This window comes from Pedobacter polysacchareus, from assembly GCF_019802255.1.
Lineage (GTDB): Bacteria > Bacteroidota > Bacteroidia > Sphingobacteriales > Sphingobacteriaceae > Pedobacter > Pedobacter polysacchareus.
On the sequence record NZ_JAHYSS010000001.1, the window covers coordinates 131058 to 149477 of the forward strand.

General features: G+C 40.6%; 16 protein-coding genes. 8 read left to right on the forward strand and 8 right to left on the reverse strand.

The features are described from left to right. Positions 1-41: 41 nt before the first annotated feature. From K7X70_RS00430 to htpG, 5 genes are all read right to left on the reverse strand, one after another. Positions 42-2177 carry a M3 family metallopeptidase gene (locus K7X70_RS00430; protein WP_255606848.1) on the reverse strand — a complete coding sequence of 712 codons (2136 nt, stop codon included), beginning with the start codon at positions 2175-2177 and terminating at the stop codon, positions 42-44. Between the two features lie 120 nt (positions 2178-2297). After that, positions 2298-3695, reverse strand: a complete 1398-nt coding sequence (locus tag K7X70_RS00435; protein WP_222535236.1) for a hypothetical protein — start codon at positions 3693-3695, stop codon at positions 2298-2300. A 64-nt stretch (positions 3696-3759) separates the two neighbouring features. Next, on the reverse strand, positions 3760-4329 hold the full coding sequence (locus K7X70_RS00440; RefSeq protein WP_222535237.1) for an RNA polymerase sigma factor: 570 nt from the start codon (positions 4327-4329) through the stop codon (positions 3760-3762). A 189-nt stretch (positions 4330-4518) separates the two neighbouring features. Further along, positions 4519-5238, reverse strand: a complete 720-nt coding sequence (locus K7X70_RS00445; protein WP_222535238.1) for a DUF4397 domain-containing protein — start codon at positions 5236-5238, stop codon at positions 4519-4521. A 154-nt stretch (positions 5239-5392) separates the two neighbouring features. Next, entirely contained in the window at positions 5393-7282 is a 1890-nt protein-coding gene (htpG, locus tag K7X70_RS00450) for a molecular chaperone HtpG (protein WP_222535239.1), read from the reverse strand. Between the two features lie 154 nt (positions 7283-7436). Between htpG and K7X70_RS00455 the strand changes: the two genes are divergently transcribed. From K7X70_RS00455 to def, 5 genes are all read left to right on the forward strand, one after another. Further along, a complete protein-coding gene (locus K7X70_RS00455) occupies positions 7437-8420 on the forward strand; it encodes a DUF2157 domain-containing protein (protein WP_222535240.1) in 984 nt (327 codons plus the stop codon). After that, positions 8417-9589, forward strand: a complete 1173-nt coding sequence (locus K7X70_RS00460; protein WP_222535241.1) for a hypothetical protein — start codon at positions 8417-8419, stop codon at positions 9587-9589. Before K7X70_RS00455 ends, K7X70_RS00460 begins: the two co-directional genes overlap by 4 nt. A gap of 55 nt (positions 9590-9644) precedes the next feature. Further along, positions 9645-10148: an HmuY family protein gene (locus K7X70_RS00465; RefSeq protein WP_222535242.1), complete on the forward strand. Its 504-nt coding sequence runs from the start codon at positions 9645-9647 to the stop codon at positions 10146-10148. Between the two features lie 156 nt (positions 10149-10304). After that, complete coding sequence (locus K7X70_RS00470) at positions 10305-11534, forward strand: M16 family metallopeptidase (RefSeq protein WP_222535243.1); 1230 nt, start codon at positions 10305-10307, stop codon at positions 11532-11534. Between the two features lie 18 nt (positions 11535-11552). After that, positions 11553-12113: a peptide deformylase gene (def, locus tag K7X70_RS00475; RefSeq protein WP_222535244.1), complete on the forward strand. Its 561-nt coding sequence runs from the start codon at positions 11553-11555 to the stop codon at positions 12111-12113. On the opposite strand, the gene K7X70_RS00480 is transcribed toward def, so the two are convergent. Genes K7X70_RS00480 through K7X70_RS00490 form a run of 3 tightly spaced genes read right to left on the reverse strand, consistent with a single transcriptional unit; the run spans position 12110 to position 14157 of the window. After that, complete coding sequence (locus K7X70_RS00480; protein WP_062546316.1) at positions 12110-12748, reverse strand: peptidase associated/transthyretin-like domain-containing protein; 639 nt, start codon at positions 12746-12748, stop codon at positions 12110-12112. The genes def and K7X70_RS00480 overlap by 4 nt on opposite strands. Positions 12749-12801: 53 nt before the next feature. Beyond that, on the reverse strand, positions 12802-13047 hold the full coding sequence (locus tag K7X70_RS00485; protein WP_062546317.1) for a NifU family protein: 246 nt from the start codon (positions 13045-13047) through the stop codon (positions 12802-12804). A gap of 36 nt (positions 13048-13083) precedes the next feature. Continuing rightward, positions 13084-14157, reverse strand: a complete 1074-nt coding sequence (locus K7X70_RS00490) for an Mrp/NBP35 family ATP-binding protein (protein ID WP_222535830.1) — start codon at positions 14155-14157, stop codon at positions 13084-13086. A gap of 119 nt (positions 14158-14276) precedes the next feature. Here K7X70_RS00490 and K7X70_RS00495 point away from each other — a divergent pair, with 119 nt between their 5' ends. Genes K7X70_RS00495 through K7X70_RS00505 form a run of 3 tightly spaced genes read left to right on the forward strand, consistent with a single transcriptional unit; the run spans position 14277 to position 17733 of the window. Next, positions 14277-16448 (forward strand): transglycosylase domain-containing protein, encoded by a 2172-nt coding sequence (locus tag K7X70_RS00495; protein WP_222535245.1) that lies wholly within the window; start codon positions 14277-14279, stop codon positions 16446-16448. 18 nt (positions 16449-16466) lie between these two features. Further along, the gene (hpt, locus tag K7X70_RS00500; RefSeq protein ID WP_222535246.1) at positions 16467-17024 is read left to right on the forward strand and encodes a hypoxanthine phosphoribosyltransferase; all 558 of its coding nucleotides are present in this window, start codon (positions 16467-16469) and stop codon (positions 17022-17024) included. Positions 17025-17073: 49 nt separating this feature from the next. Further along, a complete protein-coding gene (locus K7X70_RS00505; RefSeq protein ID WP_222535247.1) occupies positions 17074-17733 on the forward strand; it encodes a phosphatidylserine decarboxylase family protein in 660 nt (219 codons plus the stop codon). The last annotated feature ends 687 nt before the right edge of the window (positions 17734-18420 follow it).

The following is an 18420-nucleotide window of genomic DNA, read 5'->3' on the forward strand; positions in this document are numbered from 1 at the left end:
CTATGAAATGTGCTCCAGATTACAAAAAAATAAAGCCAGGGTTAAAGTGCTTTGTCCAGCCCTCTATCTTTTAGCAAATATTTCATGTTTGGTTCTTTACCTCTAAAGGCCTTATATAAATCCATTGGCTCTACAGTTCCCCCTTTTTCCAATACGTTTTTACGGAAAGAATTGGCCACTTCCGGATTGAAGATGTTTCCACTTTCTTTGAAGGCAGCGAAAGCATCACTATCCAATACTGCCGACCAGATGTAGCTGTAATAGCCTGCTGAGTATCCAGAAGCGAAGATATGCTGAAAATAAGTGCTGCGGTAGCGAGGAGCAATTTGCTTGATCAAGCCATATTTATTCATTTCCGAAGTTTCAAATTCCGTTGCGTTTACTACTTTGCCGGCAGGAACAGTATGGAATCCCATATCCAGCAAAGAGGCCGCAAGGTATTCTACGGTTTCGAAGCCCTGGTTAAATTTCGAGGCATTCTTCATGCGGTCAATCAATTCCTGAGGAACAATTGCACCCGTTTTATAATGTTTAGCATAAAATTGAAGTACTTCCGGTTCAAAAGCAAAATGCTCCATCACCTGAGAAGGCAGCTCTACAAAATCGCGTGGAACAGACGTTCCAGCCAGGCTTCTATATTTTACATTCGACAGTAAGCCGTGCAGTGCATGTCCCATTTCATGGTAGAAAGTAGTCACCTCATCTGCTGTAAACAAAGCAGGTTCATCACCGTTAGGTCCTGAAAAATTACAAACGATAGAAACAACTGGAGCTACACGTTTACCATTTTCATAAGATTGAGTGGCATAAGAAGTCATCCATGCCCCACCTCGTTTAGAGCTGCGGGTAAAGAAATCCATGTAAATCACGCCGATATGTGTTCCATCAGCTTCTTTCACCTGATACGCAGAAACGTCTTTATGGTATACCGGAACTTCTGGAAGTAAGGTAAAAGTAATGCCATACAATTTGTTGACCACCTTAAAGAATCCTTCTCTTACATTGTCGATCTGGAAATATGGACGTAATGCTTCTGCATCATAATTGTATCTTTCTTTACGCACTTTATCTGCATAATGTGCCCAATCCCAGGCCTCCAACTGCTCATTTCGCCCTTCTTTGTCCATCACCTTCTGCATATCTGCAGCTTCTTGTTTGGCAACTGGTAAAGCGGCATCCCAAAGCCCATTTAATAAGTCGTAAGCTTCTTTAGGAGATTTTGCCATACTTTCTTCCAGTACAAAATCAGCATGGCTGTTATAGCCTAATAATGCGGCTTTCTCTGCACGCAGAGCCACGATACGGGAAATGATCTTTTTGTTATCATGCTCATCATCATGATTGGCCCGGTTGATATAAGCATTATACATTTTTTCGCGAAGGGCACGGTTTTCCGAATACTGAAGGAAAGGCGTTACGCTTGGTGTGTGCAGTGTAAATCTCCATTTCCCTTCTTTCCCTGCTTGCTTTGCCGAAGCTGCTGCAGCGGCTTTTACCGACTCCGGCAAACCGGCAAGATCTGCCTGATTATCGATGACCAATTCGTAAGCATTCACCTCAGCCAGCAAATGCTGCCCGAAATTTAAGGTCAGTAAAGAAAACTCTTTATTGATTGCCCTCATTTGCTGCTGTTGTGCTTCATTTAAATTAGCACCGCTTCTCACAAAAGCTTTATAAGTTTTCTCCAGCAAGCGCTGTTGTTCTGCGCTCAGCTTTGAGGCAGTACGTTTATCATATACGGCTTTTACTCTTTTGAACAATTCAGCATTCAAGTAAATATCATCACTGTGTTTAGACAACTCTGGAGCCATTTGCTGTGCAATTTTCTCTAGTTCAGGAGAAGTATTCGCAGAACTCAGGTTAAAGAAAACCGTACTTACTTTCGACAATAATTTGCCGCTTTCTTCCAAGGCCACTATTGTATTTACAAAAGTTGGCACTGAACGTTGTTTATAAATTGCGGCAACTGCTTGCTGCTGCTGTTTCATTCCTTCCTGGAAGGCTGGAATAAAATGAGCATTGGTAATTTTATTAAATGGCGGCACTCCATAAGGAGTGTTATACGTTTCCATAAATGGATTTGTGCTTTGCCCTAATGCCGTCTTATCGGTCACCAGAAGCATACCGCAAACTAAAAGCATAGAAGGGATTCCTTTTTTTAAGTTCATCTTTTTCATCAAAATTTATTCATCTACCTCAAAATCCTGGCAATCCAGGTCCTCACAAAGATAATTTTAAAAAGGCTGATGCGCTTTTTAAAATGTATCATTGTTGCAACAAAATAGCGATAAAAATATTTAAAAATCGAATTTCACCCTTAAACCTGTTCCGATCAGGTATAGATTTTCCTGGGTAAACTCTTTAATCGGGAGCTTTATAAATGGCTCTAAAGAAACCGATTTCCCGCGGGAGATCCGCTGCTTATAACCCAAAGAAAAATTATAGAATCCAAGATAAGGATCAGTTTTAAGCTCATCAGAAGATTGTTTTTCTTCTATTATGGTGGTGCTCAATACATTGGACTTAAAGGCAAAGGACGCACTTGCCGGATCCATAGGGCTATCCTGCACCTGACTTTCCAAAAAGATGTTTTTTCTTTTTTGATTCAGAACAGCAAAAGCGGATATACCCACATTTGCATATAGGCTTTTACTCAGGCGGTAGCTAATTTCCAAAGGAATATCTATCCCCTGCAGACTGGCATCTACAGATTGCAGCTGTTTGCTGTTGCTAGGGAATCCACCGCTAAAAGTACTGGGCGAATTTTGCACCTCTCCACCCGAAGAGACCGCATTTCTTGAAGCTCCCATTTCATTGTAGGAAATTCCTGAATTGATGGATACCTTTTTACTCAAAGCATAAGCCATGCTGACTCCATAGCCCATATTTAATTTCTTGCTGCTGCCAAAGGAAGGAGCCACCATCACGCCCATCTCCCATTTGTCGTCTTGCATAGCTAATGTCCCTTGATTACCCGTATTTCTTCTTCCCCGGGCATTCCCATTTTTGGACTCCTGTGCTAAAAATTCTTCCAGACTTTGCTTTTGAACGACAACCGGAGTTTTCGGTAGGGCAGTTTCAGCAGTTTTATCTTTTACAGTTGTTACAGGTGTCACTCCCGAATTGTTCAGACCGGCAACTATCGTATTTAATGGCTGCTGCTCCACTGGAATTTTAGTACTGGCCAGAACTGCGTTTTCTTTTTTTAGAACCTGGCCTTCATTTATCCCCTTAACTTCAGCAAGATCCTTGCCTTTGCTTACCTTATTTTCTTTCGCTAAAAGCTGCTGCGGGACATTCGGGGAGACATTTTGTTTAGGAGCCCCAGGATTAGAAAGCCCGTTTTTTTCCTTTTCTTTTTTCTCCGCAAATTCAGCCGGCTTCAACGTTTCATCTGACCCCTCTCCTGGTAATTTTATATCTTGATTCAAGGTCTTATTTTGCGTCAATACTGAGGGCTTAGGCCCATCTTTTCTCTCATTTACTAAAAATATAGCGAAGCCGATCAGGATCAATGCGGCAGCGCTGCTTAAACTTCCCAGCCAGAAGAATGCGCCTCGTTTTTTGGCTGGCTTTTCGGAATTGAAATTTTCCCATGCTCCCGGAGCATAGTCTTCCTCATGAGCCAATAATTGCTCCTTAATGTGAGCGATCAGCTCATCATCAGGTAACTTTATATGTTCATTCGGTTTCATCCTTATATTTTTATTTAGGTCATTTTCCCCATTCATCCCCTGTTATTCCTTTCGCGCGCGCCTTTTAATTCGGTTCAAAATCAGTGATTAATGATTTTGAATACAGTATTCTTAATTTGTTCTTTGCTCTGGTCAGGTACACCCGACTAGAACTTTCCGGTATTTTTAATAGTTTTGAAATCTCCTCATGAGAAAAACCCTCCAATTCATACATATTGAAAATCAATTTATGCGTTTCCGGTAATTGATTCAATAGTTTCATAATGTCTTGTACATGGAGTTGAGAAATGGCATTTAATTCTGTGATTGGCTGTGGCGGCTCCTCCATATCATCTACATATAAAAAGGTCTTTTTACTGCGTAAAAAATCGATCGCTGTACGGGAAGAAATCCTGGCGGCCCATCCTTTAAATGCTTTTTGTAATTGTTCCGGATCCTTGGGCGCCCCAAACTGCCCTAACCCTTTAAAAACCTTAATGAAGCAGTCGTTGATCAGCTCTTCAGCATCATGACGATCGTTGACATACCTTAAAATAACGCCCATTAAATACCCATAAAATGATTTATAAACCACCTCCTTGCATTTATTGTCATTTTTCAAACATCCAGCTAAAACGTCCTCAAACTTGAGCATTCTTTTCTAACACCATTAAGGCTTTTTAAAATTCTTCTAAATTGTACAGAGGAAAGGAAATTTATTAAAAAACTCCTTTCCTCCGAACATCTTCTAAAACAGGGATTATTCCTGGAAAGGCTAATTTACACATTTCCAAGTTAACCCTTTTAGAAGCCGGCCTATAAATGGGCCAAAGCTAATGGTGTTCTATTTTGCAGAATAAACTGCTGCTTTAAATTTCAAAGAATCTGTTTCGGCTTTGTCTTTAAATCCTTTTGCCCAAACGGTGTAGAATTTACCTTTTTCCAGTTTCATTGCAGGAAGTGTTGCTTTAACGGCTTTAGTAGTATGGTCTTTTACCTCCAATGCGACACTTTCTCCAGGTGTTACATCAGTAAAGATGCTATACTCCTTAAATGCTTTGTTGCTGGCGATAGCTGTTGCTGAACCAGTAATGGCTAAATCTAAAGTTGGTGCATCCGGACTTAAGTTGATGAAACGAACTTTTGCATTGTCATTCGCTTTGATACTATCTAACTTGTCATTGATCGTCAGGAAAGATCTTTTACTTCCAGTATCCAACAAGAAAGTGCTGTAGAACTGACCTGATTTATACAATTCATTTTTTGTAAGTAAGAACGTCGTTTTTCCTCTTTCCGTGATGGCAATCGTACTCACACCTGGATACAATCCCAGGTAACCTAACTTAAAGCCATATTTAAATGGCCCATCATTGTTTGCTCTTTGTCCGCCTACAATGAAATCAAGTTCTTTAGCATCCGGACCAGCATGAACAATCGTTAAAGCTGCAAGTTCAATTGGCTCTCCGCCATCGAACTTTTTTGAGCAGGCTGAAAACACGACTGATACTGCCACTGCAGCAACAAAAGTCTTAGATATTGTTCTTAAATGGTTTGAAACTCTCATAATTATTGTTTTTTGTGTAAATGGTTAATTATTGGCCTTTAGCCTTTCCTTTTAAAACGGAGCTCATTTTAAAAACGCTACAACTGCCCTGAAAATAAAATAAAAAACCCCGCTGCATTGCTGCAGCGGGGTTTCATCTCCTTTTAAAAAAAGATTAAATCAGGTTTACGCTTCTACTTACAAAAGCAGTCAATTCCGCACCTGTTAACATTCCTTGCGCTAATAAAGCAAGATCTATGGCTTGTTTAGCCAATAACCCTTGTTCCTCTTCATTGTCGGTCAAAAGAATCTTACCAATCAATTTATGGTTTCCATTGATGGCTACTTTATAGTTATCCGGCATGCTGCCATATAAGCCCATTCCGCCACCCATTTGTGCCATTTCTTTCATGCGGCGCATAAACTCATCCATCGTTACCGTTACTGGCAATTCTTCCGGATTGAGGCCAACTACTTCTACCTGCATTCCTGGCTTAGTAATCGCTTTGGTAAAGATATCAGTGATCTTTTTCGATTGATCTTCTGTCAATACAGACTCGATAGCCTCATCTTTTTCGATGAGTTTATCGGCAACACTAGAGTCTACACGTTTCAATAACGTTTTCTCCAGTTTATTTTCCAGGAAGCTGATAAAGTGATTGTCGATTGCCGAGTTCATCAGCAACACATCATAATCTTTTTTATTGGCCGACTGGATAAAGGTATCCTGTTTAGCAGGATCTGTTGCATAGATATAAACTACCTGACCATTTTTGTCGGTCTGGAAATCTTTTACCTTATCATGGTACTCTCCTAAAGTATAATTTTCGTTTTTAGTATTGGTTAGTAAGGCAAAATCCTTCGCTTTATCGTAGAATTTCTCTTCGCTTACCAAACCATATTTCACGAACAATCCGATGTCACCCCATTTCTCTTCATAACCTTTACGGTCTTTATTGAAAAGTTCCTGAAGTTTATCTGCTACCTTTTTCGTGATGTAGCTATTGATCTTTTTCACATTGCTGTCTGCCTGAAGGAAACTTCTGGAAACATTCAAAGGAATATCCGGTGAATCAATTACCCCATGTAACAACATTAAGAATTCAGGAACGATGTCTTTTACCTCATCAGTGATGAATACCTGACGTGAAAACAACTTGATCTTGTTGCGCTGCATGTCAAAATCATTCTTCACTTTCGGGAAGTACAATACGCCTGTTAAGTTGAAAGGATAATCCACATTCAGGTGAATCCAGAACAAAGGATCTTCTGCATAAGGATACAATTGCTTGTAAAATGCTAGGTATTCCTCATCTGACAAATCTGCAGGTGCTTTAGTCCAGATTGGATTCGTAGTATTGATAATGTTATCTACCTCAACAGCTACGGTTTTTGGTTTTCCTTCTTCATCTTCCCCATCAGCAACATGCTCTGTTCTTGTCCCAAATTTAATCGGTACCGGTAAGAACTTACCATATTTATCCAGAATCTCTTCCAGTTTATTTTTGCTCAAAAACTCTTCTGATTCTGCATTGATGTGCAGGGTAATCTCCGTTCCGCGAGTGGTTCTGTTACCAGCAGAAATCTCGAAAGAAGTACTGCCATCACATACCCAGCGTGCAGGCTCGGCTCCATCCTGGTAAGAAAGGGTTTGGATCTCTACTAAATCCGATACCATAAAGGCCGAATAAAAGCCCAAACCGAATTTACCTATGATTTCATTCGCGTCTTTCGCGTCTTTAAACTTCTCTACAAACTCACTTGCGCCGGAGAAAGCCACCTGATTGATGTATTTCTTGATCTCCTCAGCAGTCATACCTAAACCATTATCTGTAATGGTAATGGTTTTTTTATCTGCATCAACCGCTACTTCTACCAATGGGTTACCCAGCTCTCCGTTGTATTGTCCTAATGCAGCAAGACGTTTAATCTTTTGTACCGCATCTACTGCATTGGATACCAGCTCGCGCAGGAATATCTCATTGTCTGAATACAGGAATTTTTTGATGATTGGGAAAATATTCTCCGTGTGAATGGAAATGGTTCCTTTTTCTTCTATGCTCATATATTAACTCATTTTTAAGTACATAGCCAACCTATCAATGGCTATTCCAATTCGAAAATCTTGTCAAATTGACAGTAAAGACTGACCGGAAATTGCCAAATCATTCTCTTAATTTTATGTATACTTGAATATCTTACCTATATAATTTCGTCTCATGACCAATGCCGACCTTTATAAAACCTTAAAAGAAGAGGGTACCCTTTCGCCCGAATCTTATGAAAAGCTATGTGAAAAACAGCGAAACACCATGTTCTCCTTACACTGGGAATTAAAAACGCTGTTATATCTGGGCGTGATGATGCTCAGCACCGGTTTAGGCGTACTGATTTATAAAAATATAGATACGATCGGCCATCAGGCCATATTAGCTCTTATTGCAGCCATTTGCGGCGGATGCTTTTATTATTGCTTCAAACATAAAAAACCTTTCAGTAAAGAATTGGTCAAGGCTCCGAACGCGATGTTCGACTACCTGCTACTGCTGGCTTGTCTGAGCTTATTGACTTTTACCGGTTACCTGCAATTTCAATATGGGGTTTTCGGAACCAATTACGGGATGGCCACCTTTATTCCGATGGTGGTCTTATTTTATGTAGCCTATGAATACGACCATTTGGGGATTCTTAATATGGCGATTGCCAACCTTGCCGTTTGGATGGGCGTATCAGTCACCCCAAACCGCTTACTTTCCAATGGTAATTTTGACAACCAGACGATCATTTACACTTACCTGGGCTTAGGCTTGATTCTGGTCCTTGCAGGTTTCCTGACCGATCGCTATCATTTCAAAAAGCATTTCCGGTTCAGCTATCTTCATTTTGGCATTCACATTAGCTTCATCGCTCTGCTGTTCGGATATTTCAATGCTTATGAATCGAAACTGGCCATTTTATGGCTGCTGGTTTTATTTGCGCTTGCCTTCTATCTATACCTGGATGCTATGCGCAATCAATCCTTTTACTTCGTGCTCCTGGTGATCCTTTATAGTTACCTCGCATTCAGTATTCTTGTTTTCCGGATGCTAGATGGGATAAACCATATAGGTGGACTTTACCTGCTCTGCTTCTACTTCATCATTTCAGCCACCGCATTAATCCTGCGCATTGTCCGTTTAAACAAACAAATGAAAGCCTCATGATCATTTACAACATTACCTGGTTAAAAAACCTGATCATTCAGGATCAAATGAAAAAAGAACAGCAGGACCTGCAGCCAGGAGAATTACTAGACATCCTGGAAAAACATCCAGTGCCTTTTCATAGCTCTAATCTGTTTATGCGGATCGGATTATTTGTAGTCACAAGTATCCTGACTTCTTTTGCCTTTGGCTTTTTGAGTCTGATACTGAGCAATACCCAGTTACTAGAATCCCCCGCTTATTATATTTTTCTTGGCTTGATCAGCTATACTGCGTTGGAAATCGCGGTTAGGGAATACCATCATTATAAATCAGGTGTGGACGATGCGCTGCTATGGACAGCCGGATCTTTACTGATCATGGCTCCTTATATTTACATCGACATGAAGTACAACCTGAACAACGTGACCAGTGGATTACTGATCTCGGCAATGATCAGCGTGCTGGGCACTTATTTTACACTCCGGTTTGTGGATATGCTCATGGCCTTGCTTACATTCTGCGCATTCATCACTTTTGTCTTTTTTGCCTGGTACGAATATGGCTTTCTACCTTTTGCAACCATGCCCTTCCTAATGATGATTGTATCAGCGACGGTCTATTTTCTAGCACGCGATCTTTATAAAAAGCATTGGGTCTATCAAGATTGCCTCCGCATCATCCAGTTGGCAAGTTTATTCATCACCTATGCCGCCGGAAATTATTTTGTAGTCAGAGAGCTGGGTAGTATGATGAATGACGTCAGTCTTTCTCCAGATCAAGGCATTCCTTTTGGCTGGTTTTTCTGGGGCTGGACCTTTGGGATTCCTTTAGTATATATCGGAATGGGCTTAAAGAAAAAAGAAGTGATCCTGCTGCGATCAGGCCTGATCCTGGTCGCAATAGCTGCTTTTACCTTTAGAAATTACTACCATATCCTACCGATTGAAATGGTACTGGTCCTTGTTGGAGCTTTACTGCTGGGGCTTTCCTATGGAATCATGAGATACCTGAAAACTCCGAAACATGGCTTTACAGCAGAAGAATTAGAGGGAGATCAGTTATTAGACCAGCTCAAAGTAGAATCGCTGATCGTGAGTGGCACTTTTGGAGATGGAGCTACAGCCCCGGAAGGAACCAGAATGGGTGGCGGAAATTTTGGCGGAGGAGGAGCATCAGGAAATTTTTAGATAATTATTTAGAATAATTATAAATAGTTTGTTTCTTTGTAAAAAACGAACAGCCATGAAATTCATCATCAAGACTTTATCCATTTTATCACTTACTATTTTTACCGGACAAGCCTTATTCGCTCAAACTGCCAAAACAGAGAAAAATCTGGATGCTAAATCTAAGACTACCTTTTATAGTCTGACGGAAGGAAAACCAGTAAAAGAAAGCGAAAACTGGGATCTTGCCTTCAATAACACGACCATCAAACTCAACAGCAAACATAAAGTTGCCGGTCAGCTATTAAGCAATACCAGCTTTGATAAAGTAGTCAAAGCACCGGAAACGGGCTATAAAGAAGATACGCAAAGTACAAGTGTGATCCCTACCGGATCAGGAAAAGGCTGGTACAACTATGACATGGCCAGCCATGCTTTAACCCCAATTGAAGGTAAAATCATTTTGATCCGCAATCCTGCCGGTAAACATTATAAACTGGAAATATTGAGTTACTATTTTGACGCGCAGGACTACAATGAAACTGGTTTTTATACCTTCAAGTATACGGCATTAAAATAGTGAATGCAGGGATTCTGATCCCTATTCATCAAACATCAACCTATGAAATAAGTGTCTTAGTCGAGGCTAAGTCGCTTATTTCGATACAGAAATGACCAGAATGCTACATAAATATTATCCTGCTGAAGGTGATTTCTTCCGTATCTTTGTGCCCTGATGGAATACAATGTTCACACCCTGCCAAACGGCATCCGATTACTTCATGTCCCTTCTCCTTCTGCAATTTCTCATGCCTGCATTATTGTAAATAGTGGGTCCAGAGATGAGCAGGAAGAAAAATCTGGTCTCGCTCATTTTATTGAGCACTTAATTTTTAAGCGTACAGAGAAAAGAAATACAAACCAGATCTTAAACCGGCTGGAAAGTGTAGGTGCAGACCTTAATGCCTACACCACCAAAGAATATACTTGTATTCATGCTTCTTTTCTGAACCCTTACCTGGATAGAACATTAGAGCTTTTCAATGATATTGTGTTCCATTCCACCTTCCCGGAAGATGAAATGGACAAAGAAAAGAGTGTTATTCTGGATGAGATTAGCTCTTACCTGGATCAACCGGAAGAAGCGATTTACGATGATTTCGAAGATTTGGTCTTTGCTGGTCATCCGCTGGGTAGAAACATCCTGGGCAGTCCGGAAACGGTGAGTAATATCAGTCAGGCAGACATCCATCAGTTCATCAAAGAGAACTACCATACCGACAAGATCATTGTTGCAGTTTTAGGAAACTACAGCTTGAATAAGCTGATCAAAACGGGTGCTAAATATTATTCGGAGATTCCCGAGAACCTACATAAAGACACGAGAACAGCCCCGGAAAAAGCGCCTTTAGCAAAGGTAATCCTAGAGAAACCAATCAGCCAGGCGCATGTTATGCTAGGCGCTCAGGCCTATTCTTTACACCATCCTTATAAAACCGGCTTGTTGTTACTGAACAATATTGTTGGCGGCACAGGTATGAGTTCTATTTTAAACTTACAGATCCGCGAGAAATACGGCATTGCCTACACCATTGAAACGGGCTACAGCCCTCTGAGTGATACGGGTATCTTTACCTTATATTTCGGGACAGATAAAGAAAAAGTGGACCGGGCCTTATCGCTGATTTTTAAAGAATTTAAAAAGCTAAAGGATCAGCCACTAACGGAAGTTCAGCTTCAAAAAGCAAAAAACAAGTTCATCGGACAAATTGCTTTGGGCGAAGAAAACAGAATCGGACTGATCATATCCATGGCTAAAAGCCTGATCGACTACAATCACATTGAGGATTTACAGGCCGTATTTAGTAGAATTCAATCCGTTACTACTACTGATATGGCCAATATTACCAATGAAATCTTAGATGAAAGTAATCTTAGCGCCTTAACCTTTTACCCTTTAGCGTAATATTTGTATTTTTGCATTATGAAATTACCCATTGTAGCATACGGCGATCCGGTACTTAAGAAAGTTTGCGCTCCTATAGACGAGACTTATCCGGATTTAAAACAATTGATCAGCAACATGTTTGACACCATGTATAATGCTCATGGAATTGGTTTAGCTGCCCCTCAGATTGGCTTACCGATCAGGTTATTTATTGTAGATACGGGAGTTGATGAAGAGGAGAAGCAAGGCTTCAAAAGTGCTTTCATCAATGCTGAGATTCTGGAAGAGACAGGCGAGCCCTGGGCTTTCAACGAAGGCTGTTTAAGTATTCCTGACATTAGAGAAGATGTAATGCGCAAGCCGAACATCCGCATCAGATACTATGATGAGAACTGGGATTTACAAGAAAAAGAACTCAATGGCATTCTTGCCCGCGTGATTCAACATGAGTATGACCACATTGAAGGCAAGCTGTTTACAGAAACTTTAAGTTTATTGCGTAAGAGAATGCTGAAAAGCAAACTGGATGCGATTTCTAAAGGAAATGTTAGAGTAGATTATAAAATGCGTTTCCCGCAGCAGAGCAAAAGGCGTTAATTCCCTTCGCTCCTGCTTTTATCCCCTTTGAATATGGATTGCATCAACTTACCCCATGCGAATGGGTTTAAAAGCGGGTTGGTTTGCACCATATTCTTATTTACAGACCGATCGTGATTCAACCTGAAGTTGATCCCGGAAATCTCTCCGGCATCTCTCGGCAGCGTCTGCATCATTCCACTGATACTTTCTGGAGAAAGATTCCTGATGGCGATTGCAAAATCATCATCAGCAATCTTCATGGCCATAAAATCTCTGGTGAAATCCTCTACTGTTGCCCATGGGTAAACCCGAACGGTTGGCAGATTGACGATTTCAGACTTTAGTTTTACCATCGCTGTGTATTTACTGTCGTCGATTTGTGTAGGAATTGCTTGCAGCAAATCCCTGTACCCTACGGCAGTATATAGAATGGTATCACCGGGATGTGCGATAAAAGAGAAATAACCCTTGTAATTCGCTGCATACCGCTGGCCTTTATTTGTTAAATTGGTCACCGTCACATAAGGCACCACTGTATTACTGTCTACATCGGTAATAATCCCGCTAAACTGAATCAACTTTTTACTTGGGCTGTCCTGTGCGAAGGCCGTACCCATAAAAAGAAGTAATAATAAGGTGAGTGAATACTTCATATACAAAAATAGCTGTATTAATTAAGACGGCTAGTTAAATAGTGTTAAAACGATTATACCGGCTCTGCAAGGTTAATAGCCACAACAGAAGTGATTTGCGGCACAGCTTTCATAATGGCTTGTTCAATACCTGCTTTCATGGTCATGAAGCTCATTTTACAAGATCCACAGTTACCTAATAATTTCAATTTAACTACATTGTCCGCCGTAATCTCTTCTATAGCCACGTCCCCACCATCAGCGATTAAATAAGGTCTGATTGTGTCTAGTGCCTGCTCTACTTGTTGTGTTAAATCCATTTTATTAATTTTTTAAAGTATAAAAATAGTAATTTTTTAGCAATTAACCGTCAGCGCATTGTTAATTGCTACCTGTTGCGCTACCTTTCCTGCAATTTCTGCAAACACAGTTGACATTTTACTGGACAGGTCCAGTGCAATCGGAGCACCGTTATCACCAGCAGCCGTAATGCCCTGAACAATTGGTATTTCCCCTAAAAATGGAACCTCAAATGATTTTGCCAGCTCTTTACCACCATCTTTACCGAAGATATAGTATTTATTTTCCGGCAATTCTTCTGGCGTAAAGTAAGCCATATTTTCGATGACACCTAACACCGGAATGTTAATGCTTGGCATTTTGAACATCGCCAGTCCTTTTCTTGTATCCGCAAGGGCTACCTGCTGAGGGGTGGTCACAATCACCGCACCTGCAATCGGAAAACTTTGAGTAATGGTAATGTGAATATCGCCTGTACCGGGAGGAAGGTCAACAATCAGGTAATCCAGCTCGCCCCAATCTGCATCATTGAACAATTGCTTGATCGCATTCGAAGCCATCGGTCCTCTCCATGGTACGGGCTGATCCGGATCTGCAAAAAATCCCAATGACAATAGCTTGATGCCATATTTTTCAATAGGAAGAATCAGCGTTTTTCCGTCTTCGGTTTCTCTGGCACTAGGTTTTGCACCTACCAGGTCGAACATGGTAGGAACTGAAGGACCGTAAATATCGGCATCAATTAATCCTACTTTTGCACCATCAGCTGCCAAAGCCACCGCAAGGTTACTCGCAACCGTAGATTTTCCAACCCCACCTTTTCCGGAAGAAACCAGCAAAATATTGCGGATCGCTTTCAGCTGAGTGGTATCCATTGGCTTGGTTACCCTCGATGTGATATTTATTGCTACTTCAGCTTCCTGGCTTACAAAATGTTTTACCGCATTCAAACATGCATTTTTCAGCATATCTTTCATCGGACAGGCAGGAGTGGTTAATTCCAACGTGAAACTTACCTTCTTATCTTCTATTTTCAAATCCTTGATCATGTTCAAAGTCACCAGATCTTTTTTAAGATCAGGGTCTTCAACATTTCTCAGAGCGGCTAGAACTTGTTCTGGACTAATCATCATTAGCCAAAATTAACAAAAGACGGCCACAATTAATTGACTTTAGGCTTTTTAAGTGTAATTTTAACACGAAATAAACATTTGCGTTTAACGTTTAGCAATTATACCTACTTTACCGTATGCAACTTCCCAAAATTAACATCCCCAAAAAATATATAAAAATAGCGGCCTGGGTGTTTGGAGTTTTTCTTGTAATCTCTGTTATTCTAGGCGGTATTGCCTATAGTAAAAGGGATGCATTGTTACAAAAAATGATGGCGAAAGCCGTTGCTAAAGCTGATAAAGATTACGGTCTGGACCTTAAAATCGGAAGCTATGGCTTCAGTGGATTGAGTACGGTACACCTGACCAATATCTCTGTAGTACCAAAAGAACGCGATACATTAGCCACAATTGATGATTTTACGGTTGGTGTAAAGCTTTTCCCTCTGATCTTCGGAAACGTTAAGCTCTCGGAGATGATCCTGAATAAAGGAAACTTAAATGTAGTGTTCAAAGATTCCCTGAGCAACCTGGATTTCCTGCTGAAACGTAAAAAGAAAGACTCGGTGAGCACTAAAAAATCTGACCTTGCCGACCTTGCCCATAATTTATTAAACCAGGTTTTATATAAAATCCCTGACCAGATGGAGCTGAAAGACCTGATGCTCCAAATCAATGACAATGACACGGCAAAGCTGACCTTTTTAACCACTACCGCCACGATCAGTGATGGAGAACTAAAATCTACGATTAAAGTGAACGGTAATTATGCCACCTGGCATGTAAACGGCTCTGTATATCCAGGAAAAAAACAACTGGACATGATGCTCTTTGCCGATCATAAAAAAGTAGATTTTCCTTACCTCGAAAATAGGTTCAAAACCAAATTTAGCTTTGACACGGTAAGAACGGAGCTGAAAAGCGCCGATTATAGTGGTGATGACTTCAAGATTAAGGGGTCATGGGCAGTTAAAAATCTATTGCTGAACCATCCAAAAGTAGCTTCAAATGATATTGTGATTCCTGATGCCAAGATTGATGCAGATATGCGCATCGGTCCGAATTACATCGCGCTAGACAGCTCATCAACGGTATATCTTAAAAATGCAATCGTTCACCCCTACCTGAAATATACATTATCACCAAATAAAATATATGAGGTAAAAATCCAGGCGCCAGAACAGGATGCACAGCAAGTGCTGAATGCTTTCCCACAAGGATTGTTCGAATCACTGGACGGTCTGCAGGTAAGTGGCAAGGTGAAATATGCCCTGAATTTCTACCTGGACAGCTCCATTCCAGACAGTGTGAAATTTGATTCCGGTTTAACACCGGTCAATTTTAAGATCCTGAAATGGGGAAAAACAAACCTGCAAAAGATCAACAGCGACTTTATCTATACGCCTTACGAACGCGGAAAACCAATGCGCGACATTATGATCGGCCCTTCAAACCCGAACTTTACTCCGCTTTCACAAGTGTCCAGCAATTTCAAAAATGCGATCCTGACTTCCGAAGATCCTTCGTTCTTTACGCATAAGGGCTTTGTACAGGAGTCGTTCCGGAAGTCGCTGGCCGTGAATTTTAAAGAGAAAAAATTTGTCAGAGGTGGCAGTACGATCTCAATGCAACTGGTGAAAAACATCTTCCTCAGCAGACAAAAAACACTGGCCAGAAAAGCAGAAGAGATTCTCATTGTATGGCTGATCGAAAATAACCGTCTGATCAGTAAAAACAGGATGCTGGAAGTCTATTTCAACATCATTGAAATGGGACAAAATGTATACGGCATCGGTGAAGCCACCCGCTATTACTTTGGAAAAAGACCTTCCGACCTGAACATTGGAGAAGGGATATTCCTCGCCAATATTGTCCCGCGTCCGAAAATTGCCCTATTTAAATTCAAACCAGACGGCGGTCTGAAAGATTACCTGCATCCATACTTTAAATATATTGGTAATATCATGGCCAATCGTGGCTTAACACCTCGAGACAGCAGTGCATACGGCTTCTATAATGTGCAGCTCAGACCTGCATTGAGACAATATTTATTGCCAGATACTACCGCTGTAGATACCTCCGCTTTCGATAATGATGATCCGCTTCCAACCATAGAAACTCATGATGAGTCTAAAAGCTTATTCGACCGTATCTTTGGTGGCAGCAAAAAAGACACGACCTCCCGCCCAGCCATCAAAACTGATAGTCTGCAAAAAACTAAAAAACAGTTGAGACAGGAAAAAAGAGAACAGAAGCGGAAAGAACAGGAATTGGAAAAACAAATGGAGCAGTCCAAAGGAAACGGCTAATGCTCCAAAAAATAAGATATGAACTCGATTAAAGTACTAGATAAGGAGTTTGATCTCCTTATCGAAAACGACAACATTCAGAAACGTACCCGACTCATCGGAATACAAATGAATGTAGACTATGAAAACCGTAATCCCCTTTTTATTGGGGTGCTTAATGGTAGCTTTTTATTTATGGCCGACCTGGTAAAAGAGATTACCCTTCCCTGTGAAATGACTTTCATCCGTGTTTCCTCCTATAAGGACACCCAAAGTACAGGAGAGATTAAAGAGATTTTCGGCCTACCAGAAAACCTGGAAAACCGCGACATTATTATCGTGGAAGATATTGTAGATACCGGGTTTACCCTGAGCCATATCCTCAAAGAGGTTTATAAACAATCACCGGCATCCGTTAGCGTATGCTCATTATTACTAAAGCCAGACGCCTTAAAAGTACAACTCGAGGAGCTGAAATACGTTGGCTTTGAGATTCCAAATGACTTCGTTGTAGGTTATGGTCTGGATTATAATGGCTACGGCAGAAACCTTAACCACATCTACACGGTTAAAACTGTTGCCAGCCCTTTACCTTAATGTTATATTTTTTTATCACTTTTGCAGAAACTAATACTCCCCATCACCAATGACCATACATAAAGAAGGTTACACTACCATTGCCGTATCATTGCTGTTCATCTTTGTATTGAACGCATTCATCGATTATAAATTTGCAGATATTACCTGGTTAACCTGGTTCGTATATATATTATCATTTGCGCTATTTGTTACTGTATTACAGTTTTTCAGAAATCCTAGCAGACAATTTGTTACCGCCGACAATAAAGTAATCTGTCCGGCAGATGGTAAGGTTGTGGTTATTGAAGAGACTGAAGAAGGTGAATATTTCAAAGATAAAAGAATTCAGGTATCGATATTTATGTCGCCAGTGAATGTACACATCAATAGAAACCCTATTTCTGGTGTAGTAAAGTTCTTTAAATACCATCCGGGTAAATACCTAGCTGCATGGAACCCGAAGTCTTCTACAGAAAACGAACGCACAACAGTGGTTGTAGAACACCCGAATGGAACTCCAGTATTGTTCAGACAGATTGCCGGTGCCCTTGCCAGACGTATCGTATGGTACGTAAAAGAAGGTGATCAGGTGAAACAATCTGAAGAATTTGGATTTATTAAATTTGGCTCCAGAGTAGATATATTTTTACCACTTGGCACGAAGGTTAATCTTCAGCTGGATCAGGTTGTAAAAGGCGGAATTACCGTGTTAGCGGAATTGAGCTAGACCTGTTTTTAAGATTTTTTAAACGGCGTTCTGTAATAGGACGCCGTTTTTTTGTTTGGAGAAATTAAGGGAAGGTCTAAAAATCGGCCATCACTCTTCAGCGGCTGCAAGCTATGCGTTGAAGGACGCAAAACCTGCTATGCCTTTTCAGAGGATACCCGATTTTTTTTGACTAATGAAGGTTCTGCTCAAATGCATAAAAGAGAATCTGTTAATCCTATTTTCTATTTGATCGTACTTGCTAAAGTTATTCGATACATTGATGAAGTCAGTTGATTATGCCTAACAGGGAGCCATTTAGCGTATTCCTAAAGCTTTTCAAGGTTTGCCTTAATCATATATGCAGAATTAATAAAAAATGGGATTGTTGTTTTAATCCCTGTGAAGGTTTGCCCTTCAGCAAAGATTCGAGGATGAAAAGAATAACCTTTTTGTTAATGATTAGACGAATGGTATGGTAAGGACGGTTTGGGAAACCGTAAAACACGGGTAAAAGAGGCGCTTGCAGCACTTAAATGCTATTTAGCACACAAACATGCTAATGGATTATATATGCTTTGAGAAGGGCTTGGAAAGGCTATTCCAGGCAGCGCTTTTTGATCACTATAATTGAAAAGTTGCAAAAATTGCGGGCGCTATTATTTAGCTGGCCAATCTGAGGGATTCGCTCATTTACGCTGACCATGG